The organism is Streptomyces sp. NBC_00377 (assembly GCF_036075115.1).
In the GTDB taxonomy this organism is placed as follows: domain Bacteria; phylum Actinomycetota; class Actinomycetes; order Streptomycetales; family Streptomycetaceae; genus Streptomyces.
On the sequence record NZ_CP107958.1, the window covers coordinates 5420513 to 5443730 of the forward strand.

General features: G+C 70.9%; 20 protein-coding genes and 1 tRNA gene. 12 read left to right on the forward strand and 9 right to left on the reverse strand.

Annotation, left to right across the window (positions count from 1 at the left end):
- The first annotated feature begins 84 nt into the window (after positions 1-84).
- From eno to OHS71_RS24335, 6 genes are all read left to right on the forward strand, one after another.
- Positions 85-1371 (forward strand): phosphopyruvate hydratase, encoded by a 1287-nt coding sequence (gene eno, locus OHS71_RS24310; RefSeq protein ID WP_328481465.1) that lies wholly within the window; start codon positions 85-87, stop codon positions 1369-1371.
- A 112-nt stretch (positions 1372-1483) separates the two neighbouring features.
- Entirely contained in the window at positions 1484-1960 is a 477-nt protein-coding gene (locus OHS71_RS24315) for an FtsB family cell division protein (RefSeq protein ID WP_328481466.1), read from the forward strand.
- Positions 1961-2006: 46 nt separating this feature from the next.
- Positions 2007-2648: a DUF501 domain-containing protein gene (locus tag OHS71_RS24320; RefSeq protein WP_328481467.1), complete on the forward strand. Its 642-nt coding sequence runs from the start codon at positions 2007-2009 to the stop codon at positions 2646-2648.
- Positions 2645-3592: a Ppx/GppA phosphatase family protein gene (locus tag OHS71_RS24325; protein WP_328481468.1), complete on the forward strand. Its 948-nt coding sequence runs from the start codon at positions 2645-2647 to the stop codon at positions 3590-3592. Before OHS71_RS24320 ends, OHS71_RS24325 begins: the two co-directional genes overlap by 4 nt.
- Before the next feature lie 485 nt (positions 3593-4077).
- Positions 4078-5472: an NAD(P)/FAD-dependent oxidoreductase gene (locus OHS71_RS24330; RefSeq protein ID WP_328481469.1), complete on the forward strand. Its 1395-nt coding sequence runs from the start codon at positions 4078-4080 to the stop codon at positions 5470-5472.
- A 204-nt stretch (positions 5473-5676) separates the two neighbouring features.
- A complete protein-coding gene (locus OHS71_RS24335; RefSeq protein ID WP_328481470.1) occupies positions 5677-6999 on the forward strand; it encodes a cyclopropane-fatty-acyl-phospholipid synthase family protein in 1323 nt (440 codons plus the stop codon).
- A 126-nt stretch (positions 7000-7125) separates the two neighbouring features.
- On the opposite strand, the gene OHS71_RS24340 is transcribed toward OHS71_RS24335, so the two are convergent.
- Both OHS71_RS24340 and OHS71_RS24345 read right to left on the reverse strand, forming a co-directional pair.
- Positions 7126-9654: an ABC transporter permease gene (locus OHS71_RS24340; RefSeq protein WP_328481471.1), complete on the reverse strand. Its 2529-nt coding sequence runs from the start codon at positions 9652-9654 to the stop codon at positions 7126-7128.
- An 80-nt stretch (positions 9655-9734) separates the two neighbouring features.
- Positions 9735-10535, reverse strand: a complete 801-nt coding sequence (locus OHS71_RS24345; RefSeq protein ID WP_328481472.1) for an ABC transporter ATP-binding protein — start codon at positions 10533-10535, stop codon at positions 9735-9737.
- A gap of 414 nt (positions 10536-10949) precedes the next feature.
- Between OHS71_RS24345 and OHS71_RS24350 the strand changes: the two genes are divergently transcribed.
- The 3 genes from OHS71_RS24350 to OHS71_RS24360 all read left to right on the forward strand — a co-directional run bounded on the left by OHS71_RS24350 (position 10950) and on the right by OHS71_RS24360 (position 13523).
- A tRNA-Leu gene (locus tag OHS71_RS24350) sits at positions 10950-11033 on the forward strand.
- A gap of 166 nt (positions 11034-11199) precedes the next feature.
- Entirely contained in the window at positions 11200-12375 is a 1176-nt protein-coding gene (locus tag OHS71_RS24355; RefSeq protein WP_328481473.1) for a 4-hydroxybenzoate 3-monooxygenase, read from the forward strand.
- A gap of 254 nt (positions 12376-12629) precedes the next feature.
- A complete protein-coding gene (locus OHS71_RS24360; RefSeq protein ID WP_328481474.1) occupies positions 12630-13523 on the forward strand; it encodes a Bax inhibitor-1/YccA family protein in 894 nt (297 codons plus the stop codon).
- Positions 13524-13633: 110 nt separating this feature from the next.
- On the opposite strand, the gene OHS71_RS24365 is transcribed toward OHS71_RS24360, so the two are convergent.
- Entirely contained in the window at positions 13634-13861 is a 228-nt protein-coding gene (locus OHS71_RS24365; RefSeq protein WP_069768564.1) for a DUF4287 domain-containing protein, read from the reverse strand.
- Positions 13862-13965: 104 nt separating this feature from the next.
- Here OHS71_RS24365 and OHS71_RS24370 point away from each other — a divergent pair, with 104 nt between their 5' ends.
- The gene (locus OHS71_RS24370; RefSeq protein ID WP_328481475.1) at positions 13966-14277 is read left to right on the forward strand and encodes a hypothetical protein; all 312 of its coding nucleotides are present in this window, start codon (positions 13966-13968) and stop codon (positions 14275-14277) included.
- Between the two features lie 3 nt (positions 14278-14280).
- Here the strand turns inward: OHS71_RS24370 and OHS71_RS24375 are convergent, their stop codons facing one another.
- The 3 genes from OHS71_RS24375 to OHS71_RS24385 form a co-directional block, all read right to left on the reverse strand.
- A complete protein-coding gene (locus tag OHS71_RS24375) occupies positions 14281-15081 on the reverse strand; it encodes a hypothetical protein (RefSeq protein ID WP_328484621.1) in 801 nt (266 codons plus the stop codon).
- 285 nt (positions 15082-15366) lie between these two features.
- Positions 15367-16587: an acetyl-CoA C-acetyltransferase gene (locus OHS71_RS24380; RefSeq protein WP_328481476.1), complete on the reverse strand. Its 1221-nt coding sequence runs from the start codon at positions 16585-16587 to the stop codon at positions 15367-15369.
- Positions 16588-16844: 257 nt separating this feature from the next.
- A complete protein-coding gene (locus OHS71_RS24385; protein WP_328481477.1) occupies positions 16845-17912 on the reverse strand; it encodes an SGNH/GDSL hydrolase family protein in 1068 nt (355 codons plus the stop codon).
- 161 nt (positions 17913-18073) lie between these two features.
- On the opposite strand from OHS71_RS24385, the gene OHS71_RS24390 reads away from it, so the two are divergent.
- Positions 18074-19462: a cystathionine beta-synthase gene (locus OHS71_RS24390; protein WP_328481478.1), complete on the forward strand. Its 1389-nt coding sequence runs from the start codon at positions 18074-18076 to the stop codon at positions 19460-19462.
- Between the two features lie 420 nt (positions 19463-19882).
- On the opposite strand, the gene OHS71_RS24395 is transcribed toward OHS71_RS24390, so the two are convergent.
- Positions 19883-20746: a helix-turn-helix transcriptional regulator gene (locus OHS71_RS24395; RefSeq protein ID WP_328481479.1), complete on the reverse strand. Its 864-nt coding sequence runs from the start codon at positions 20744-20746 to the stop codon at positions 19883-19885.
- 145 nt (positions 20747-20891) lie between these two features.
- On the opposite strand from OHS71_RS24395, the gene OHS71_RS24400 reads away from it, so the two are divergent.
- Complete coding sequence (locus OHS71_RS24400) at positions 20892-21671, forward strand: SDR family oxidoreductase (protein ID WP_328481480.1); 780 nt, start codon at positions 20892-20894, stop codon at positions 21669-21671.
- Between the two features lie 15 nt (positions 21672-21686).
- On the opposite strand, the gene OHS71_RS24405 is transcribed toward OHS71_RS24400, so the two are convergent.
- Both OHS71_RS24405 and OHS71_RS24410 read right to left on the reverse strand, forming a co-directional pair.
- Entirely contained in the window at positions 21687-22112 is a 426-nt protein-coding gene (locus tag OHS71_RS24405; protein ID WP_328484622.1) for a hypothetical protein, read from the reverse strand.
- A gap of 169 nt (positions 22113-22281) precedes the next feature.
- On the reverse strand, positions 22282-23214 hold the full coding sequence (locus tag OHS71_RS24410; protein WP_328481481.1) for an ABC transporter substrate-binding protein: 933 nt from the start codon (positions 23212-23214) through the stop codon (positions 22282-22284).
- Between the last annotated feature and the right edge of the window lie 4 nt (positions 23215-23218).

Consider the following 23218-nt stretch of genomic DNA (forward strand, 5'->3'; position numbering starts at 1 on the left):
GGTTAGGCTCTAGTCGCAGGGCTCAGCAAGGGCGCGTCAAGGCCCGTGAGCCCCGCACAACCAGCGTCACATCCCAAGAAGGAGATGCTCGTGCCGTCCATCGACGTCGTCGTAGCCCGGGAAATCCTGGACTCCCGAGGCAACCCCACGGTCGAGGTCGAGGTCGGCCTCGACGACGGCAGCACGGGTCGTGCCGCCGTTCCGTCCGGCGCCTCCACCGGTGCCTTCGAGGCCATCGAGCTCCGCGACGGTGACCCCAACCGCTACCACGGCAAGGGTGTCGAGAAGGCCGTCCTCGCCGTCATCGAGCAGATCGGCCCGGAGCTCGTCGGCTACGACGCCACGGAGCAGCGCCTGATCGACCAGGCGATGTTCGACCTGGACGCGACCGACAACAAGGGCTCGCTCGGCGCCAACGCCATCCTCGGCGTCTCGCTCGCCGTCGCCCACGCCGCCTCCGAGGCCAGCGACCTGCCGCTGTTCCGCTACCTGGGCGGCCCGAACGCACACCTGCTGCCCGTCCCGATGATGAACATCCTGAACGGCGGCTCGCACGCCGACTCCAACGTGGACATCCAGGAGTTCATGATCGCCCCCATCGGCGCGGAGTCCTTCTCCGAGGCCCTGCGCTGGGGCGCCGAGGTCTACCACACCCTCAAGAAGGTGCTGAAGACCAAGGGCCTGTCCACCGGCCTCGGCGACGAGGGCGGCTTCGCCCCGAACCTGGAGTCCAACCGCGCCGCGCTCGACCTCATCCTCGAGGCCATCAAGCAGGCCGGCTACGTCCCCGGCGAGCAGATCGCGCTCGCCCTCGACGTCGCCGCGTCCGAGTTCTACAAGGACGGCAAGTACGAGTTCGAGGGCAAGTCCCGCTCGGCCGCCGAGATGACCGAGTACTACGAGGAGCTCGTCTCCGCGTACCCGCTCGTCTCCATCGAGGACCCGCTGTACGAGGACGACTGGGCCGGCTGGAACGTCATCACCAAGAAGCTGGGCGACAAGGTCCAGATCGTGGGCGACGACCTCTTCGTCACCAACCCCGAGCGCCTCGCCCGCGGCATCGAGGAGGGCTCCGCGAACGCCCTGCTCGTCAAGGTCAACCAGATCGGCTCGCTGACCGAGACGCTGGACGCCGTCGAGATGGCCCAGCGCAACGGCTTCAAGTGCATGATGTCCCACCGCTCCGGCGAGACCGAGGACGTCACCATCGCCGACCTCGCCGTCGCGGTGAACTGCGGTCAGATCAAGACCGGCGCCCCGGCCCGCTCGGACCGCGTCGCCAAGTACAACCAGCTGCTGCGCATCGAGGAGATCCTCGACGACGCCGCGGTGTACGCCGGCCGCTCCGCGTTCCCGCGCTTCAAGGGCTGACGCCGCCGGCCCGAACCGGGTCGAGGCTCCGCCAGTCGTACGTACGTCCCCGTACGCGGTCCCGTACCGTGTGCGGGGACGTACGCACGTGTGAGACGGGAGGCGGGAAACAGTGGCTGTGAAGGACCGGGACCGTTTCTCCACCGCGACCAGGATCAAACTGCTCGGCGAGCAGACCGCGGCCCGGGTCTACCGCTCCCAGACCAAGCGCCAGGCCCGCCGCTCGCGCCTCACCGGCCGCGCCGCGCTCCTCGCGCTGGTCCTGTGCACGCTGATCGTGGCGCTGGCCTACCCGATGCGCCAGTACGTCTCCCAGCGGGCCGAGATCGCCGACCTGGAGCGCGAGAAGCGGCAGGCCGGAGAACGGGTCGAGCAGCTGCGCGACCTCAAGGCGCGCTGGCAGGACGACGCCTACGCCGAGCAGCAGATCCGGCTGCGGCTGCACTACGTCCTGCCCGGGGAGACCGGGTTCGTGGTGATCGACCCGGACGCGGCCAAGCAGTCCCGCGCCGACCTCGGGGCGGCCGACCGCCCCTGGTACTCCAACGTCTGGGACGGCGTCGACAAGTCCGACGCCTCCGACCGGTGAACGCGACAGCGCACCGGCCAGTGAACTGACCGATAGAAAGACAGGCATGGACACGCCCCCGCCGACCACCCCGCGCACCGAGCCCACCGACGCGGACGTCGAGGCCTTCGAGCAGCAGCTCGGACGGCCGCCGCGCGGTCTGCGCGCGATCGCGCACCGCTGCCCCTGCGGCCGGCCGGACGTCGTGGAGACGGCCCCCCGGCTGCCCGACGGCACGCCCTTCCCGACGCTGTACTACCTGACGTGCCCCAAGGCCAACTCGGCCATCGGCACGCTCGAGGCGAACGGCGTGATGAAGGAGATGACCGAGCGGCTGGGCACCGACCCCGAGCTGGCCGCCTCCTACCGTGCCGCGCACGAGGACTACATCCGGCGCCGGGACGAGATCGAGGAGCTGAAGAACTTCCCCAGCGCGGGCGGCATGCCGGACCGCGTGAAGTGCCTTCATGTGCTCGTGGCGCACTCCCTGGCCGCCGGTCCGGGGGTGAACCCGCTCGGTGACGAGGCCCTGGGGATGCTCCCCGAGTGGTGGCGCAAGGGCAGTTGCGTCTCGCTCCCCGCATCGCCGCCGGGCGAAGTGCCGCAGCCGCAGCCGCAGCCGCAGCCGCAGCCGTCGCGGGACGGGGCGGGCCCCGTCCTCTCCGAGCCGGTCGAGCCGGTCGAGCCGGTCGAGGGAGACACCCGATGACCCGCGTCGCCGCGATCGACTGCGGTACGAACTCGATCCGTCTGCTGGTCGCCGACGCGGACCCGGAGACCGGCGAACTCGTCGACCTGGACCGCCGGATGACGATCGTGCGCCTCGGCCAGGGCGTCGACCGCACCGGACGGCTCGCGCCCGAGGCGCTGGAGCGGACCTTCGCGGCCTGCCGGGAGTACGCGGCAGCCATCAAGGAGCACGGCGCGCAGCGGGTGCGCTTCGTCGCCACCTCCGCCTCCCGGGACGCGGAGAACCGCGACGACTTCGTGCGCGGGGTGCTGGACATCCTCGGCGTCGAGCCCGAGGTCATCTCCGGCGACCAGGAGGCCGAGTTCTCCTTCATGGGAGCCACGAGGGAGCTCAAGGGGCGCGACGACCTCGCCAGGCCCTTCCTGGTGGTGGACATCGGCGGCGGTTCGACCGAGTTCGTCGTCGGCGACGACCGGGTGCGCGCCGCGCGCTCCGTCGACGTGGGCTGCGTGCGGATGACCGAGCGGCACCTGGTCGTGGACGGGAAGGTCGCCGACCCGCCCACCGCCGGGCAGATCGCGGCGATGCGCGCCGACATCGAGGCCGCCCTCGACCTCGCCGAGCGGACCGTCCCGCTGCGCGAGGCACACACCCTGGTCGGCCTGGCCGGCTCGGTCACGACGGTGGCGGCGATCGCGCTCGGACTGGACGAGTACGACTCCACGGCGATCCACCACTCGCGGATCGGCGTCGAGCGGGTGAGGGGCATCAGCGACGCCCTGCTGAAGGCCACGCACGCCCAGCGCGCGGCGCAGCCGGCCATGCACCCGGGCCGGGTGGACGTGATCGCGGCGGGTGCGCTCGTACTGCTGGCGATCATGGAGCGGATCGGCGCGCAGGAGGTCGTGGTGAGCGAGCACGACATCCTCGACGGGATCGCGTTCCATACGGCGGCCGGGTAGCGATCCCGACGGCGTCGTCCGGTCGATCGTGTGGCCGTCGGGAGCCCGGTACTTGCACTCTGCTGAGCAGGCGGGATGCGCGTATGAGCAGAGCGGAGGGGCCCTCCGGGGCCCTCGGGCGCGTTCCGGGGACACCCCGCCGGGAAAGTTCGTGAAGTTCTTCACAAGGAATTCGGCCCTGTCGGAGGACGGAGATGTCCTCGTTGACCCTTCCGGGGGCCCAACCCTCGTGTGAACGTGTTCAAAAGACGTGCGGGTGGGCGATTCGCGAAGACGTCGGGAGGGGGTTCCGGACGGTCTCACGGAGGCCCTCCGGGTGCGGAGAGGCAGCTCACGCGGCATTGACAACGCCGGGCCCTACACGCTGGTTCCCCTCTCGCGCCATGACGTGGATCACGCGGGGCGCGGAGGATAGCACACACCCCCGGCAAGCTTGTGAAGGGGCGCACGAGCGACCCCCCTGGAGCGGGTGGATACTCGATGGCATGAGCACCACGGAGCGTCCCAGGATCCTCGTAGTAGGCGGTGGGTACGTAGGCCTGTACGCAGCTCGGCGCATCATGAAGAAGATGCGCTACGGCGAGGCGACCGTCACGGTCGTCGACCCCCGGTCGTACATGACCTACCAGCCCTTCCTCCCCGAAACCGCCGCCGGCAACATCTCCCCGCGTCACGTCGTCGTACCGCTGCGACGCGTGCTGCCCAAGGCGGAGGTCCTCACCGGCCGGGTCACCACCATCGACCAGGACCGCAAGGTCGCCACGATCGCCCCGCTGGTCGGCGAGGCGTACGAGCTGCCCTTCGACTACCTCGTGATCGCGCTCGGCGCGGTCTCCCGCACCTTCCCGATCCCCGGCCTCGCCGAACAGGGCATCGGTATGAAGGGCGTCGAGGAGGCCATCGGCCTGCGCAACCACGTCCTCGAGCAGCTCGACAAGGCCGACTCCACGACCGACGAGGAGATCCGCCGCAAGGCGCTCACCTTCGTCTTCATCGGCGGCGGCTTCGCCGGTGCGGAGACCATCGGTGAGGTCGAGGACCTGGCTCGCGACGCGGCCAAGTACTACAAGACGGTGTCCCGTGAGGACATGCGCTTCATCCTGGTCGACGCCGCCGACAAGATCCTTCCCGAGGTCGGCCCCAAGCTCGGCCAGTACGGCAAGGAGCACCTCGAGGGCCGCGGTGTGGAGATCTACCTCTCCACCTCCATGGACTCCTGCGTCGACGGCCACGTGGTGCTGAAGAACGGCCTCGAGGTCGACTCCAGCACCATCGTGTGGACGGCCGGCGTCAAGCCCAACCCGGTCCTGGCCCGCTACGGTCTGCCGCTGGGCCCCCGCGGTCACGTGGACACGGCGCCCACCCTCCAGGTCCAGGGCACCGACTACATCTGGGCCGCCGGCGACAACGCCCAGGTCCCGGACGTCGCCGCCCGCAAGGCCGGCGTCGAGAACGCCTGGTGCCCGCCGAACGCACAGCACGCGCTGCGTCAGGCGAAGGTCCTCGGCGACAACGTGATCTCCGGCATGCGGGGCTTCCCGCAGAAGGAGTACGCGCACTCCAACAAGGGTGCGGTGGCGGGCCTCGGCCTCCACAAGGGCGTCGCGATGATCGTCATGGGCAAGATGAAGATCAAGGTCAAGGGCCGCCTCGCCTGGTACATGCACCGTGGCTACCACGGCATGGCGATGCCGACGTGGAACCGTAAGATCCGCGTCTTCGCCGACTGGACGCTCGGCATGTTCCTCAAGCGCGAGGTCGTGGCGCTGGGCGCGCTGGAGTCCCCGCGCGAGGAGTTCTACGAGGCTGCCAAGCCGGCGCCGGTCGCCGCGAAGCCGGCCGCCGAGAAGACCGAGAACGAGAAGGCCAAGGCCTCCTGACCTCCGGTCACCGAAACACCCCTGAAGGGGCCGTCCGCCATCCGTGGTGCGGGCGGCCCCTTCGGCGTCCGCCGCCCCACCGCTGGCATGTGTGGGGTACATGTATTTTGCCGAGCCGTAACGGCCGCGCGGGACTGGACCGCGCACCCTGCCGTGTTTACGTGGTGTCAGGACATAGCGGGATCACCGTCACGGAGGTTGATCATGGCTGACGCCGCGCCGCGGCTCCATGCCCTCGTCGAACAGCTGCTGGGTGCCCCCTTCCCGGTGCGCGTCCGCGCCTGGGACGGTTCGCAGGCGGGTCCGCCCGGCGCGCCCACCCTGGTCGTGCGCAACCGCAGGGCCGTGCGCCGGCTCCTCTTCAAGCCGGGTGAACTCGGCCTGGCCCGTGCCTGGGTGGCCGGCGACCTCGACATCGAGGGGGACCTGTACACCGCGCTCGATCTGCTCTCCGGTCTCCTCTGGGAGCGGGGCGAGGACGCCCGCACACTCGCCCAGGCCCTGCGCGACCCGCAGTTTCGAACGGCGGTCCGCGGCCTGGTGAGGCTCGCCGGACCGCCGCTGCCGCCCGCCCCGCCCCGCGAAGAGGTCCGCCGGACCGGACACCTCCACACCCGTCACACCGACCGCCGCGCGATCAGCCACCACTACGACGTCGGCAACGGCTTCTACGCCCTCGTCCTCGGGCCGTCCATGGTCTACTCGTGCGCCTACTGGGAGTCCGAGGACAGCACCCTCGAACGCGCCCAGCACGACAAGCTCGAACTCGTCTGCCGCAAGCTGGACCTCCGCCCGGGTGCGCGGCTGCTGGACGTCGGCTGCGGCTGGGGCTCCCTGGCCGTCCACGCGGCCCGCGAGCACGGCGCGACCGTCGTCGGGGTCACCCTCTCCCAGGAACAGGCGGCGTTCGCCCGCAAGCGCGTCGCCGACGGGGGCCTCACCGACAAGGTCGACATCCGCGTCCAGGACTACCGGGACGTCACCGACGGCCCGTTCGACGCGGTCTCCTCCATCGGCATGGCGGAGCACGTCGGCTCCGAGAGATATCTGGAGTACGCGCGGACCCTGTTCGCGCTGCTGCGGCCCGGCGGCCGGCTGCTCAACCACCAGATCGCCCGCCGCCCGCAGCGCGACGAGTCGACGTACGACGTGGACGCGTTCATCGACGCCTACGTCTTCCCCGACGGCGAACTCGCCCCCGTCGGCACCACCGTCACCCAGCTGGAACGGGCGGGTCTCGAGGTCCGGGACGTGGAGTCGATCCGCGAGCACTACGCCCTCACCCTGCGCCGCTGGGTCGCCCGCCTGGAGGCCGACTGGGACCGGGCCGTCCACCTGAGCAGTCCCGGCCGCGCCCGGGTCTGGCGGCTCTACATGGCCGCCTCCGCCGTCGCCTTCGAACGCAACCGCATCGGCGTCAACCAGGTCCTGGCCGTCCGGACCCCCGAGCCGGGCGGCTCCGGGATGCCCCTGCGCGCCCGCACCTGGAACCGGCCGCTCGACACACCGGGAACCGAGGCCCGCTGAACCCGTCCGGACCTGACGGCCGCCGAACGGAACCGGAGGCGTCGCCCGCCGGGCGGGAGCCGACGGGCGCACGCACGAGGGGCCCCGCCGCAGCCGTGCGACGGGGCCCCGGCCGTACCGCCGCCGCTACTCGGACTTGATCGCGGCCAGCATGTTCAGGCGCGACGCCCGCCGGGCCGGCCACAGCGCGGCCAGGATGCCCACCCCGGCGGCCAGCAGGAGGAAGACGGCCATCCGGGCCCAGGGCACGACCAGTTCGTACGTCGGCATCCTGGTGCCGAGCAGCTCACCGGCCGCCCACCCGAAGAACACGCCCAGGCCGATGCCGAGCACGCCGCCGAAGAGGGAGATCACCAGGGACTCCAGCCGCACCATCCGCTTGACCGAGCGCCGGTCGAGGCCGATGGCCCGCAGCATGCCGATCTCCTGCGAGCGCTCGAAGACCGACATCGCCAGGGTGTTGATGACGCCGAGGACCGCGACGATCACGGCCATCGCGAGGAGTCCGTAGAGCATGTTCAGCATCAGCGTGAACATCTTGGCGACCTCGTTGGAGAGGTCCTTCTTGCTCTGCACCTTGATGGCCGGGTTGGAGCCGAGAGCCTTCTCCAGCCGGTCCTTCGCGCCGTCCGAGGCGCCGCCGGACGTCTTGACCAGGATCCGCATGTCGGTCGGGTCGGCCAGATGCGGGGTGAGAGCGGCGTTGTCCAGCAGGATGCCCTCGATCAGTTCGTTGCCCTCGTAGACCGCGGCGACCGTCAGCTGCTGCTTCTTGCCGTCCTCGTAGTTCACCGTGAAGGCGGACCCGGCCTTCCAGCCGTGGGCCTTGGCGGTGGCGTCATCGACGACGACCTGCCCGCCGCCCACCTTGAACGTGCCGTCTTTCACCTCGAGGTCGGTCAGCTCGCCGATGGTCGAGCCGGTGACCCCGGTGAGGAACTCGGTCGTGCCGTCGATCCGGCCGGGCGCGTTGCGCATCGGGCTGGTGGCGGTCACGCCCCCGGTGGCCCCCAGCTTCTCGTCGATGCCGGCGGAGAGCTCGTTGCCGTTCGCCATCGACACGACGTAGTCGGCCCTGATCGCGGAGGAGGCCATCTTGTCGATGGACTTCTGGAGACTGCCCGCCATCACCGTCATCCCGGTGATCAGGGTGAGGCCGATCATCAGCGCCGAGGCCGTGGCCGCCGTACGGCGCGGGTTGCGCACCGAGTTCTGCCGGGCCAGCTTGCCCGACACCCCGAAGATCCGCAGCAGGGGCGCGGCGGCCGCGATCAGCGGACGGGACAGCAGCGGGGTCAGGATGAAGACGCCGATGATCAGCAGGACCGCGCCCAGACCCATGGGGGCCTGGCCGTCGGAGCCGCTCATCGTCGTCGCGGCCAGCACCACGGCGACGCCCGCCGCCGAGAACAGCGTGCCCAGCGTGTTGCGCAGCACCAGAGACTTGGCGCTCGCGGTGGCGTGCACACTGCTCATCGCCGCGACCGGCGGGATCTTCGCGGCGCGGCGGCCGGGCAGCCAGGCAGCCAGCATGGTGATGACGATGCCGACGGCCATGGCGGCGGCGACCGTGCCGCCCGACACGACGAGCGGCCCGTCGGGGACGGTCGCACCCAGCGTCTCCAGCAGCGACCGCATCCCGGCCCCGATGCCGATGCCGGCCACCAGACCGGTCACCCCGGCCGCCGTGCCGACGACGAACGCCTCGATCAGCACCGACCGCGTGACCTGCCGGCGGGAGGCGCCGACGGCTCGCATCAGGGCGAGTTCCTTGGTGCGCTGGGCGACCAGCATGGTGAAGGTGTTGGCGATGATGAAGGTGCCGACGAACAGCGCGATCCCGGCGAAGACCAGCAGCCCCTGCTTCATCCCGCTCATCGACGCGGAGATCATCACGGCCTGGTCGTCCGCCAGTTGCCGGCCGGTGGTGGTCTCGACCTCGTCCTTCGGCAGGGCGGTGTCCAGCGCGGACTTCAGCGCGCTCTGCGAGGTCCCGGGGGCCGCCTTCACGTCGATCTCGTCGTAGGCGCCGGTCTTGCCGAAAAGCTTCTGCGCGGTCGCCGTGTCGAACAGGGCGAGGCTGCCGCCGGCGGCGACGTTGCCGTCGTCGGTGGTGAAGACGCCGGTGATCTTCGGGGTGAGGACGGGACCGTCGACGGAGATCCGTATCGTGTCTCCGACCTCGTACCCGGCGCGCTCGGCGGTCCGCGAGTCGATGACGACCTCGCCGGCGCCGCTCGGGGCGTGTCCGGAGACGAACGGGTACCGGGCGTCCTTGCCGCCCCAGTAGTTCCCGCCCTGTGACTGGAAGCCGCCGCCGATGAGCTTGCCGTCCTTGCCGGCGATGGCGGTGAAGCCGTTGACGACGCCGACGGCGGACGCGGCGCCCGGTACCTTCGCGCTGCGCTCCAGCAGGGCCTGGGTCAGCTCGGCCGACTTGACGATGCGGTCGCCGACGTCCGGCCGGGACTCGGCGGTGACGGCGACGTCGACCTGGTCGAAGCCCTTTTCGGAGCTTTCCTGAAGGGCGCCGGAGAGGGTGTTGGTGAAGACCAGGGTCCCCGACACGAAGGCCACGCCGAGCATCACGGCGAGCACGGTCATCAGGAGCCGGGCCTTGTGCGCGAGCACGTTGCGCAAGGCGGTACGGAACATGGGTGTTGTCTTCTCAGTCCTGCTCGTCGTCGAGCGGTAGGTCCTGGTCGGTGAGCGGCCGGGCGGTGAGCGGCCGGAGATCAGCTGGTGCTGCCCTTGGGGCCGAACCCGGGGGTGCGGGCGTCCTTCCCGGAGAGACGCAGCATCCGGTCGAGCACCGAGTCGGCCGTCGGGCCGTGGACCTCGTCGACGATCCTTCCGTCCGCGAGGAAGATCACCCGGTCCGCGTAGGCGGCCGCCACCGGGTCGTGGGTCACCATCACCACCGTCTGGCCCAGCTCCCGCACCGAGTTGCGCAGGAAGCCCAGGACCTCGGCGCCGGAGCGGGAGTCGAGGTTTCCGGTCGGCTCGTCTCCGAAGATGATGTCCGGGCGGGAGGCGAGGGCGCGGGCGACGGCCACCCGCTGCTGCTGTCCGCCGGAAAGCTGCGAGGGCCGGTGCCTCAGCCGGTCGGCGAGCCCCACCATCCCGATGACCTTTTCCAGCCACTCCTTGTCCGGCTTGCGGCCCGCGATGTCCATCGGGAGCGTGATGTTCTCGAGCGCCGTCAGCGTCGGCAGCAGGTTGAACGCCTGGAAGATGAACCCGATCTTGTCCCGGCGCAACTTGGTGAGCTGCTTGTCCTTCAGTGAGCCGAGCTCGGTGTCGCCGATGCGCACGGAGCCGGAGGAGAAGCTGTCCAGGCCCGCCACGCAGTGCATCAGCGTGGACTTGCCCGAGCCGGACGGTCCCATGATCGCGGTGAACTCGGCCTGCCGGAAGTCGACCGAGACCCGGTCGAGGGCGACCACCTGGGTCTCGCCCTGTCCGTAGATCTTCGACAGGTCCGTGGCGCGGGCGGCCGCGGTGGTGGTCCGCTCGGCGAGGGGGCTGGTGGTCACGGGCGTGGCTCCTGACGGGACGACGGCATGTCTGGGGGACGTGAACCATCGTCCCGGCCGCTCGCCGTCGTGTAGTCAGCCGTTGTTCCGGTTCCGAAGGCAGACTCGGGTCGGACGGTGGACCGTCGTGTCATACCTGGGGATGACCCGCGCCCCCTACTCGTGTCGGCGCCCGTCCGCCTGGTGGACGTTCGTCAAGAACCGGTGGAGCGCCCTCGTTCGTACGGTGAAATTCCGTCATTCCGCATACGCGAGCGGTTGCCGCGCGTCAGGCTACTGGCAAGTGCGGATGGCGAGTTCCTGGTGCTGATGCACCCTCAGGCGCCAATAAAATAAGACAACATCGGTCCGCTGTTCCGCTGTCCGGGGGACGGATCCCGATAGGGTCTGAAGCTCAAGTGGAGCCCTCGGCCTGCCCAGATGGTGGAATGCAGACACGGCGAGCTTAAACCTCGCTGCCCCTTCGCGGGCGTGCCGGTTCAAGTCCGGCTCTGGGCACTTCCGACGTCCCGGCGGTCGTCGCTCCTCCTTCGAGGCATTGACCGCCGCGGCGGTCGGCCCTCTCCTCGTCCCGACCGTTGACACCCGGTGAACAGGGGCGCAGACTCACGTCCCACAAGAGTGAATAAAACTTCACTGTGCGAACGTCGAAGGGAAACGCCCGATGCGCACCACCGTCGGCATCGTCGGCGCCGGCCCGGCCGGCCTCCTCCTCGCCCGTCTGCTGCACAACGCCGGCATCGACTCCGTCGTGCTGGAGAGCCGCGACCGGGCCTATGTCGAGCAGCGCCAGCGCGCCGGGATCCTGGAGCAGGGCACGGCGGACGTCCTGCGCGCCGCCGGGGCCGGGGCGCGCATGGACCGGGAGGGGATGCGGCACGACGGCATCGAGCTGCGGTTCGCCCGGCAGCGTCACCGCGTCGACTTCCCCGCCCTCACCGGCGGCCGGTCCGTGACGGTCTACGCGCAGACCGAGGTGTGCAAGGACCTGATCGCCCTCCAGCTGGAAGCGGGCGGCCCGCTGCTGTTCGAGGCGGAGGCGCTGGCCGTCGAGGACGCGGGCACCGACCGCCCGCGGGTCCGCTTCCGCCACGAGGGCGTCGAGGACGTCCTGGAGTGCGACTACGTCGTCGGCTGCGACGGCTTCTGGGGGGTCGCCCGCCGGGCGATGCCGGCCGCGCGGACCCGCACCTTCGAGCGGGCGTACCCCTTCGGCTGGCTCGGCATCCTCGCCGATGTGCCGCCCTCGCACGACGAGCTCGTCTACGCCCGCCACGACCGCGGCTTCGCGCTCCTGTCCATGCGCTCCCCGGCCGTCTCCCGCCTCTACCTCCAGGTGCCCGAGGGCACCGACGCCGAGAGCTGGGGCGACGAGGAGATCTGGGACGAACTGGAGCGCCGCCTCGAGACCGACGACGGCTGGAAACTGGAGCGCGGGCCGATCACCCAGAAGTCGGTCACCCCCATGCGCTCCTACGTCCACGAGCCCATGCGGCACGGCCGGCTGTTCCTCGCCGGGGACGCGGCCCACATCGTGCCGCCGACCGGGGCGAAGGGGCTGAACCTCGCGGTCGGGGACGTCGTCACCTTCGCGCGGGCCCTGACGCACCGTCGGGAGACCGGCTCCGCGGAACTCCTGGACGCCTACTCCGAGACCTGTCTGCGGCGCGTCTGGCAGGCCGAACGGTTCTCGTACGACATGACGACCCTCCTGCACACGGCGCCCGACGCCACCCCTTTCGAGGGGCGCCTCCAGCTGGCCCGTCTGGAGCGGATCGCCTCCTCCCGCGCCGCCGGGACCGACCTGGCCGAGGGGTACACCGGATTCCCGTTCGACTGACCGGACGGCGGGTCCGTCCGGGCCCGCGCGCGGGTGCGTCCCGCCTCCACGCGGGCCGCCGCGGTCTCCGTGCGGTACCGGCCAGGTCCCGGCTTGGTCATGAACACAGCCCTCCCGCTCCGGGAATCAGCACGCCGCGTAGCGTGTTGCGCAGCAGCAACAGGGAAAGATCCTCCCCAAGCACTAGGGTCAATCCTTTGCCTACCTATTACCCTTGAGCCCAAGGCCGCGCAGTGTGGCCACGGAGGAGTGCAATGAGGAGCAGAAACCCGGTCTTCTCGCGACGGGGGTTCAGCCGCGACAACGGCTACGCGGGCTTCAACGCCGCGCCGCAGGCCGGGGGACCCGCAGTCGGCACGCAGCCGGGCAACCCGTACGCCCAGCAGGCCGGCAACCCGTACGCGCAGAACCCTTACGCCCAGCAGGACCTCTCGCACGGCGCCCCGCCGCAGGCCCCGGCCGCCACCGGCCGGATGACCATGGACGACGTCGTCGCGCGCACCGCGACCACGCTCGGCCTCGTGGTCCTCACCGCGGTGCTGTCCTGGGTGCTGCTGCCCGTCGACGAGGCCAACATCGGCAAGTCGTACGGCATCGCCATCGTGGCCGGCCTGGTCGCGATGGTGCTGGCCCTGATCCAGTCGTTCAAGCGCCGCGCGGTCCCCGCGCTGATCCTGTCGTACGCCGCCCTCGAGGGCGTCTTCCTCGGCGTCATCTCCAGCGCGGTGTCCACGTACATCGCGGACGGCGTCGTCGCCCAGGCGGTGCTGGGCACCATGGCGGTCTTCGCCGGTGTGCTCGTGGCGTACAAGGCGGGCTGGATCCGCGTCAACCGCCGCTTCTACGGCTTCGTGATGGCCGCCGCGCTCGGCTTCGTCCTGCTGATGATGGTGAACCTGCTGTTCACCGTCTTCGGCGGCGGTGACGGACTCGGCTTCCGCAGCGGTCCGCTCGGCATCGTGTTCGGCGTTATCGGCATTCTGCTCGGCGCCTGCTTCCTCGCCCTGGACTTCAAGCAGGTCGAGGACGGCATCGCGTACGGCGCCCCGCGCGAGGAGGCCTGGCTCGCCGCCTTCGGCCTCACCATGACCCTGGTGTGGATCTACATGGAGTTCCTGCGACTCCTCTCGATCCTCAACAGCGACTGAGCGAGCGCGCGACCGACGGCGTACACGCCGGCGCGCGACAGCGGGAAGGGCCCCGGGATCCGATCCCGGGGCCCTTCTCCGTGTCCGTAGGGTGGTGTGTCGCGTGCGCGCTAGAGGAGTTTGCGCGCGGCCCTCCTCAGGTCGTACTCGTGGATGATCGCCTTGGCGTGGCCGTACGCGAGATTGTGCTCGGCGCGCAGCCAGCTGACCTTCTCCTCGAAGCGGAGAGCGGGGCCTTCGTCGACGGTGCGCAGCCAGTCGGAGACCTCACGACCGGTGCAATGGGGGATACGGGCCAGTATGTTGCGGTGGGTCTCCTCGGAGAGGACATGGGACATCGGCGCCTCCGGTAGCAAAGGGGATGTAAGCCGGTCCTTCAGGTCACGGTGCCTGAGTGTTCGCCCGTTGGCAACAGTCCCGGTGCGACGCGTAGTCTCGCGGCGTGGCTGATACGACGTCCCTGACCCGTGCGGTGGACCACTTCGCCGATCGTCTGCGTGCCGCTCCGCAGAGCCGGCTCCAGAGAAGCGCCGCCGCGGAGGCGCTGTCCCTGGCCAGGGAGTTGGCCCGGCGCGCGCAGCTCATCGAGGAGCCCGAGGCGCCGCCCCGCGAGATGCCGGACGCCGGGATGTTCGCAGCCGCCGACCAGATCACCGTGGCCGCGCACGACTTGGCCCTCGTACTCACGGACGAGTGCCTGATCCAGGAAGCTGTGGAGTTGGTGGCGCAGGCGCAGAAGCGCGCGGGCGTGTGAGCCTCACAGGCTCGCTATGACCCGGTCGGCCAGGATGTAGACGTTCTCCGCGCCGCACTGGAACGTCAGGGTGTACGCACCCGAGATGCCCGAGCCGCCCAGCAGGAACGGCGTCTCGCCCGCGGTCAGGGCGGCGGCGAGGCGTTCCGCCGTCTCGCGGTGGCCCGGCGTCATGCACAGGGTGGTGCCGTCGGCGAAGACGTAGACGTCGAGGGTGCCGAGCGGTCCCGGGCGTACGTCGGTCAGTTCGATCTGCGACGCGGCCAGTTCCTCGAGGGTCGCCACCGTGCGCTCGTGGTCGTTCACGACCGGCGACTGGACCGGTACGAAGTCCGGGTGCGAGGGGTGGCGGCGGCGGGCCGCGGCCAGTTCCGCGGAGTCCGCGGCGAACTCGTCGGCCTCCGAGGACGACTCCGACACCGGCTCCAGGGGCTCCAGGCCCACGAAGTCGGCCTGCCGGGGCAGGAACAGCTCACTGTCCGGGAGACCCAGCAGGGAGGGCGCGTCGGAGGCGTCACGGGCCTCCTGGGCGGCCCAGAACGCGCGCGCCTCGGCCAGCTCCCGCTCCCGCTCCTCCGCGAGCGCCTCGGCGACGGCGGCACGTATCTCAGCCGCGTCGGCCGTGGTGCGGGCGGCCGGGACGAAGCCGCGCAGTTCGGCGGTCGCCTCCTCGGCGTTCCTGGCATCCCTGGCCAGCTGGTGGTGCAGGGCGGCGACCTGTCGGCGCAACTGCAGAAGGGTGCGCAGGACGGCGACGCCCACGGCGCCCGTGGCGGCCGTGGTGACCAGCAACGCGATCGGCATGGCGCTCACTGACGTACTCCCGGTTCAAAGTCGACCCCCGACTTCCTACATCAGCTTGAAGGGCGGACTATCCAGCTGTCAGTGCGTAACGTCACGAAACGGGCAGGACTTTCGGCCTGGGGTTCGCTGCCGAGCCGCGCTGAGCTGGGTAAATCCCTCCGGGGAGGGAGATAGGTCACATCCTGGAAGAGATTGAATCACCAAAAGGCCCGGAGTCCGGGGGCTTTCCGGACTCCGGGCCGATCCGTCACATCAGGTGCTGAAACGGTTACGCAGAGGCTCGTTTCAGCTCAGGCGCTCGATGACCATCGCCATGCCCTGGCCGCCGCCGACGCACATCGTCTCCAGGCCGAACTGCTTGTCGTGGAACTGGAGGGAGTTGATGAGCGTGCCGGTGATGCGGGCGCCCGTCATGCCGAAGGGGTGGCCGACGGCGATGGCGCCGCCGTTGACGTTCACCTTGTCGAGGTCGATGCCGAGGTCGCGGTAGGAGGGGATCACCTGGGCGGCGAACGCCTCGTTGATCTCGACCAGGTCGATGTCGCCGACGGTGAGGCCGGCGCGGCCCAGGGCCTGCTTGCTCGCCTCGACCGGGCCGAGACCCATGATCTCGGGGGAGAGTCCGGAGACGCCGGTCGACACGATGCGGGCGAGCGGGGTGAGGCCGAGCTCGCGGGCCTTGGTGTCGCTCATGACGACGAGCGCGGCGGCGCCGTCGTTCAGCGGGCAGCAGTTGGCGGCGGTGACCATGCCGTCGGGGCGGAAGACCGGCTTCAGGCCCTGGACACCCTCCAGCGTGACGCCGGCGCGCGGACCGTCGTCCTTGCTGACGACCGTGCCGTCGGGGAGCGTCACCGGGGTGATCTCCCGCTCCCAGAAGCCGTTCTTGATGGCTTCCTCGGCGAGGTTCTGCGAGCGGACGCCGAACTCGTCCATGTCCTGGCGGGTGACGCCCTTGAGGCGGGCGAGGTTCTCGGCGGTCTGGCCCATCGCGATGTAGGCGTCGGGCACGAGGCCGTCCTCGCGCGGGTCGTGCCAGGTGGTGCCCTCCTGGGCCGCGACGGCCGCGGTGCGGGCCTCGGCCTCGGCGAAGAACGGGTTGTGCGTGTCGGGCAGGCTGTCGGAGTTGCCCTTGGTGAACCGGGAGACCAGTTCGACGCCGGCCGAGATGAAGACGTCGCCCTCGCCGGCCTTGATGGCGTGCAGGGCCATGCGGCTGGTCTGCAAGGACGAGGAACAGTAGCGGGTGACCGTGCAGCCGGGGAGGTGGTCCATCCCCATCTGCACCGCCACGATGCGGCCGAGGTTGTTGCCCTGCTCACCGCCGGGGAGGCCGCAGCCGAGCATCAGGTCGTCGATGTCCCTCGGGTCCAGCTCGGGAACCTTGGCGAGCGCCGCCTGGATGATCGTGGCGGTGAGGTCGTCCGGGCGCAGGTCCTTCAGGGAGCCCTTGAAAGCGCGGCCGATGGGCGAGCGGGCGGTCGAGACGATGACGGCTTCGGGCATCACGGCTCCAGGAGAACGGTTCGTATGGGGACGGCTGCTTGGGAAGTTACCCGTACGTATGGCCTGGGTCACGGGGACGGCGGTGTGACTCGTGCCGCAATTTACTAAGCGCTTGCTTTGGCCTTCGGCGGTTGGGTGGACCCGTCCGGCGGGGGCGGCGCGCGGGTGGCGCGCCGGTTCGGGGGCTGTGCCCCCGGACCCCCTCTCGGCCCACGGGCCCCCTCCCGGCACCGGAGGGGCCCGCCTGTCGGTCTCCGTCAGGCCCGTCGGGCAGGCGGCTCACCGGGGGCGGTCAGGCGCTCGTCGGGGAGGTCGGCCCCGGGTTCCGACACCCGCCGCCGGCGGCGGCGCTTCAGCAGGGCCCAGGGACCCCGGGGCCCGGTGGGCATCGCCGCCGTGACTTCCGTGCCGGGCTCCGAAGCTGCCTCCGCCGCCGCTCGGGCCACCGGCAGGAACCCCTCGCGGCGGGAGACGTCCGGGCGTTCCTCGTCCGCCGGCCAGAGGCCGAGGGCCGCGCAGACCGTGGGGAGGACCGCCATCGCCGCCGTCGCGTACCCCTCCGCGGAGGGGTGGTAGTGGTCGGGGCCGAACAGCTCGCGCGGATTGGCCTCGAACTCGGGGCCCAGCAGGTCGCCCAGGGAGACCGTGCGGCCGCCCTGCTCGACCGCGCCGATCGTCTGGGCGGCCGCCAGCTGACGTGAGGCCCGGCGCGCCAGCCAGCGCAGCGGCTGCTGGACCGGCTCGATCGTCCCCAGGTCGGGACAGGTGCCGACGACCACCTCCGCGCCGGCCGTGCGCAGCCGCCGTACCGCCGAGGACAGGTGACGGACCGAGCGGGTGGCCGGCATGCGATGGGTCACGTCGTTCGCGCCGATCATGATCACGCAGACGTCGGGCACCCGGTCCGAGCCCGCGAGGACCAGTGTGACCTGACGGTCGAGGTCGTCCGACTGGGCGCCCGGAAGCGCCACGTTGCGCAGCTCCACCGGCCGCTCGGCGACCGCCGCCAGGCCCGAGGCCAGCAGGGCTCCGGGGGTCTGGCCGGAGCGGTGGACGCCCTGGCCCGCGGCCGTGGAGTCGCCCAGCATCGTCAGGCGCAGGGGTTCCTTGCCGGGCCCGGGGGCGTCGTAGGTGACGCCGTAGCGGCCGTCCGCGTGGGGGACGTGCGGCTGGGACCCGTTGTGGTTCACCTGGCGCCGGGCCAGATGCACCTCGGCGACCACCAGCCCGACCGCGGCCGCCCCGGCCAGTCCGATGCCGCCGCCGCCATAGGCCGCGCCGGCCGCGATGCGCCGGGCCACTCTCGCCCTCGACATGCTCGTCATGCCTCGACGCCACCTCCTCGTGTCCGTACACCCACTCCTTGCCCCGTACGGACCGTCGTCCAATCTCGACCGGGAGTGAACGTGCCGACCCGGCCGCCGTCCGGGCCGTACTCTGGCGTAACCACTACGACCACTGTTTTTGCAAGCAACCGGAGACAACGGTGCAATTCCACGACTCGATGATCAGCCTCGTCGGCAACACCCCGCTGGTGAAGCTCAACAACGTGACCCAGGGCATCCGGGCGACTGTCCTGGCCAAGGTGGAGTACTTCAACCCGGGCGGTTCCGTGAAGGACCGCATCGCGCTGCGCATGATCGAGGCGGCGGAGGAGAGCGGCGAACTCCGGCCGGGCGGCACGATCGTCGAGCCGACCAGCGGAAACACCGGGGTCGGGCTCGCCATCGTGGCGCAGCAGAAGGGGTACAAGTGCATCTTCGTGTGCCCCGACAAGGTGTCGACGGACAAGATCAACGTGCTGCGGGCCTACGGCGCCGAGGTCGTGGTCTGCCCCACCGCCGTGGACCCCGAGCACCCGGACTCCTACTACAACGTCTCCGACCGGCTGGTGCGTGAGACGCCGGGCGCGTGGAAGCCGGACCAGTACTCCAACCCCCACAACCCGCTCTCCCACTACCACTCCACCGGCCCCGAGCTGTGGGAGCAGACGGACGGGCGGATCACCCACTTCGTGACCGGCGTCGGCACCGGTGGCACCATCTCCGGCACCGGCCGCTACCTGAAGGACGTCAGCGAGGGCCGGGTCCAGGTCGTCGGCGCCGACCCCGAGGGGTCCGTGTACTCCGGCGGGTCCGGGCGGCCGTACCTGGTCGAGGGCGTGGGTGAGGACTTCTGGCCGAGCGCCTACGACCGGACCGTCGCCGACGAGATCGTCCCGGTCTCCGACAAGGACTCCTTCCAGATGACCCGGCGGCTCGCGAAGGAGGAGGGTCTGCTGGTCGGCGGCTCCTGCGGGATGGCCGTCGTGGCCGCCCTGCGCGTCGCCGAGCGGCTGGGCCCGGACGACGTCGTCGTCGTCCTCCTGCCGGACAGCGGCCGCGGTTACCTGAGCAAGATCTTCAACGACGAGTGGATGGCCGACTACGGCTTCCTCGAGGACGAGGGCCCCAGCGCCCGCGTCGCCGACGTCCTCAACGACAAGGTGCACGGCGCCATCCCGTCCCTCGTCCACATGCACCCGGACGAGACGGTCGGTCAGGCCATCGAGGTGCTGCGCGAGTACGGCGTCTCCCAGATGCCGATCGTGAAGCCGGGCGCCGGCCACCCGGACGTCATGGCCGCCGAGGTCGTCGGGTCGGTCGTGGAGCGGGAGCTGCTGGACGCGCTGTTCACCCAGCGGGCCTCCCTCGACGACCCGCTGGAGAAGCACATGTCCGCCCCGCTGCCCCAGGTCGGTTCCGGTGAGCCGGTCGGGGACCTGATGTCGGTGCTCGGCACCGCGGACGCGGCGATCGTCCTCGTCGAGGGCAAGCCGACCGGCGTCGTCAGCCGCCAGGACCTGCTGGCCTTCCTCGCCAGGGGCGGGAAGTAACTTCTGGACGGCGGGGGCCGCAACCCCGGGGAAACCTGCGGTGAACGGCCCGCTCGGGCGCCGAACTTCCGTTTGCCCACCGAAATGGTGGACTTCGCGGAAGTGGTACGAGCGTGTCACGTGCACGCAGCACCCGGTTAACACGCGTCCGGCATATTTATGGATGTCGGCAGGGCGGGAGCGGCTCCCCGCCCGACCGGCACCAAAACGGCGTCACGGACCCTCCGGAGCGGCTCCCGGACCTCCACCGACGCCACGGACGCGGAGCCCGGCCTGACCCGGCGCGCGTCCCTCGCGGGGACCGCCGTCGTCCCGCCCCCCGGTAACGGGGGTGCGGCGGTCCCCGCGCAAGCTTGAGTCACTCAGGGCCTGTCCACCGGACAGGCCCTGAGTCGTGTCCGCCGAAGACCGGGGCAGCCCTCAGGACGACGTCCGGACCGGCGTCGCCCTCCAGCTGCCCAGGAGCCGCAGCCGCTCCTCCGTCCCGGAGCCCGCCTCCGGGGTGTAGACCAGCAGGGACTGGTCCGGGTCCGCCGACACCGCCAGCGTCTCGTACGGGAAGGTCAGCAGGCCCGCGACCGGGTGCTGGATCCGCTTCACCCCGTACGCGCACTCCCGGACCGGGTGATCGGCCCACAGCCGGCGGAAGTCCTCGCTCTTCAGCGAGAGTTCCCCGACGAGCGCGGTCAGCCGGCGGTCGTCCTGGTGATGGCCCGCCAGCATCCGCAGATGTGCCACGCACTGGACGGCCACCGCGGACCACTCCGGGTAGAAGTCGCGGGAGCCGGGGTCCAGGAAGACGTGCCGCGGGATGCTGCGGCCGTCGGGCGCGGTGCCGCCGTAGCCGAAGACCGCGTCGGCGAGGGTGTTCCACGCCAGCACGTCCATCCGCTGGTCCAGCACGAAGGCCGGGGTGCGCTCCATGCTGTCGAGCAGCGCCTGCACGCCCGGGCGGACGCTGTGCCCCGCCGGGCGCCCGTTCGGCCTGCGGGGACGGGCGACGGCGTGCAGGTAGGCGTGCTCCGTGTCGTCCAGGCGCAGTACGCGCGCCACGGCGTCCAGGACCGCGTCGCTGACTCCCCCGGACTTCGTCCGGGAGGGATCCCCGGCGCCTCTGCCCTGTTCCAGGCGGATGTAGTAGTCGACGCTCACTCCGGCCAGCTGCGCGACCTCCTCGCGTCGCAGACCGGGTACCCGTCGGCGCCCGTGCGAGGGCAGTCCGACCTCCTCGGGCTGGATGCGGGCGCGGCGCGAGCGCAGAAAATCTCCGAGGTCCCCGTCCATGCGTCCGATCCTAGGGGAGGGGCGGGCCGCGAACCTGGTACTGGCAGACCCAGGAAAAGCGCATCCCTGGGTAGCGCGGACACGGTCGGCGAGTGTGGTGCGTGCCGCCGGGGAACCACCCCGGCCCGCGTCTTGGGAGCAACGCATGTCGCACGAGAACCAGAACCAGTACGCGAGCCTCGCGGGGCGTACCGCCGTCGTCACCGGGGCCGCCAGCGGGATCGGTGAGGCGGTGGCCGTGCTGCTCGCCGCCTCGGGCGCCCGGGTCGCGCTGCTGGCCCGGCGCGGGGACCGCCTGGAGTCGGTCGTCGGGAAGATCCGCGCCGACGGAGGCCAGGCCCTGGCCGTCGTCGCCGACGTCACCGACGACGCGTCGGTGGACGCGGCCGTCGCCGGCGTCCACGAGGCCTACGGGCGCGTCGACCTGGTCGTCAACAACGCCGGCGTCATGCTGCCGAACCCCGTCGACGACGGCCGGATCGACGAGTGGCGGCGGATGCTCGACACCAACGTCACCGGAGTGCTGCGGGTCATCCGTGCCTTCACCGGCGACCTGGTGGGCGCCGCCGCCGAGGGGCGCGCCGCAGACCTGGTGAACGTCTCGTCCATCGCCGCGCACATCGCGTTCCCGAACTACGGGGTGTACGGCGCCACCAAGGCGGCCGTCACCTATCTCTCGCAGGCCCTGCGCATCGAGTTCGGGCCGCGTGACGTGCGGGTCACCAACGTGGAGCCGGGGCTGACCGAGACCGAGCTGGCGACCCACCTCGACAACGCCGAGCTGGCCGGGCAGCTGGACGGCATGTTCGACGCGATCGGCGGGCTGTCCGCGGCCGAGATCGCCGACGTCGTCGGCTACGCCACCAGCCGCCCCCGGCACGTCAACCTGCGACAGATCATGGTGCTGCCCACCCGGCAGGCGTGACGCCGGGGCGGGGGCTCACTCCTCCCAGTCGCCGTCCTTCGACGGGCGCCGCCGGCCGCTGAAGAGGGCGGGGTTGCTGCGAGCGGCCTGGACGACGTTGACGCCGACGATGCCCACCCAGGACGCGATCAGGCCCGGCAGGTGCGCGACGCCCGCGCCGATCGCGGACAGCGGGACCGCCAGCACCAGCGAGACGACGCCGAAGCCGAAGCGCTCGCCCCACGAGTCCGTCGCCTGCGGTGAGCGCGCGCCCCGGGCCGCCACCATCTGCTGCTCGGCGAACTGCCGGCGCACCCGGCGCTCCACCGCGCCGTCGATGCGCTGGTCGACCTTCTCGAGGAACGAGTCCACCAGCGCGGACTCGTACTCCTCACCCAGCTCCCTGCGGGTCTGCAAGGTGGCGTCGAGGTCCTTCTTCAGGTCCGTGTCCCGCGCTTCCATGGTGGTCTCCCGTCCCGTCATGACGACCAGGCTAGGGAGCGGGAACGCCCACCGCACTGGGGATAGCCCCCCTGTCCGCGGTCGGGTTCGGCGCCGGGGAGGACCGTGGGGGAGCGGGCGGGCGGAGGACGGCGAGAGGGCGGGGGTGCGGCGAGGGGGCCGGGTGCGGTTACTTCGTCAGCCCGTGCTGTTTCGCGTAGGCGTTCGCCACGTCCTCCGGGTCCTTCTTGTCCTTGTCCACCTGGCGGTTGAGCTCGGTGAGCTGGGCGGTGGTGAGGACGTTGCCGAGCTTCGCCAGGGCCTTGCGGACGGTGGAGTCGGCCTTGCGGTCGGCGATCAGGGGGACGATGTGCTGGCTGGGGATCAGGTTTTCCGGATCGGTCAGGACGACCCAGTCGTTGGCCTCGATGTCGGTGTCGGTGGTGAAGAGGTTCGCCACGTCCACGTCGCCCTTCTTCAGGGCGCCCTTGACCAGCGGGCCGTCGGAGTCGAGGGACTTGAACTCCTTGAAGTCCACCCCGTAGACGTCCTTGAGACCGATCACGCCGACCTGACGCTTCTTCACCTCGGGGGCCGCGCCCAGCACCAGCCTGCCGTTCTGCTTCTTCAGATCGGCGAGTGAGGTCAGCGCGTACTTCTTCGCGGTCTCCCTGGTGACGACGAAGGCGTCGGAGTCCTCGGCCAGGCCGTAGGGGAGGACCTGGAGGCCGGACGGCAGGGCGAGGGTGAGGGCGTTCTGCATGGCGCCCTCCTCCGCGGCGGTGGCCTTCGGGTCGAGGTAGTTGAGAAGGGCGCCCTGGTACTCGGGCAGCAGATCGATGTCGCCGCTCCTGAGGGCGGGGATCACGATCTCCCGGGTGCCGAGGTTGGGGCGGACCTTCACCTTCACACCGGCCGCCGACAGGACGGCCGCGTAGAGGTAGCCCAGTACCTGGTTCTCGGTGAAGTTGGCGGTGCCGATGGTGACCCCGTCCTTGCTGGAGCCGCCGCCGCCGGAGGTGGCGCCCTCGTTGTCGAGGGAGGTGATGCCGCTCGCGCAGGCGGTCAGGGCGGGGACGGTCGCGGCCGCGAACAGGCCGCCGAGGATCATGCGTCGGTTCATGTCG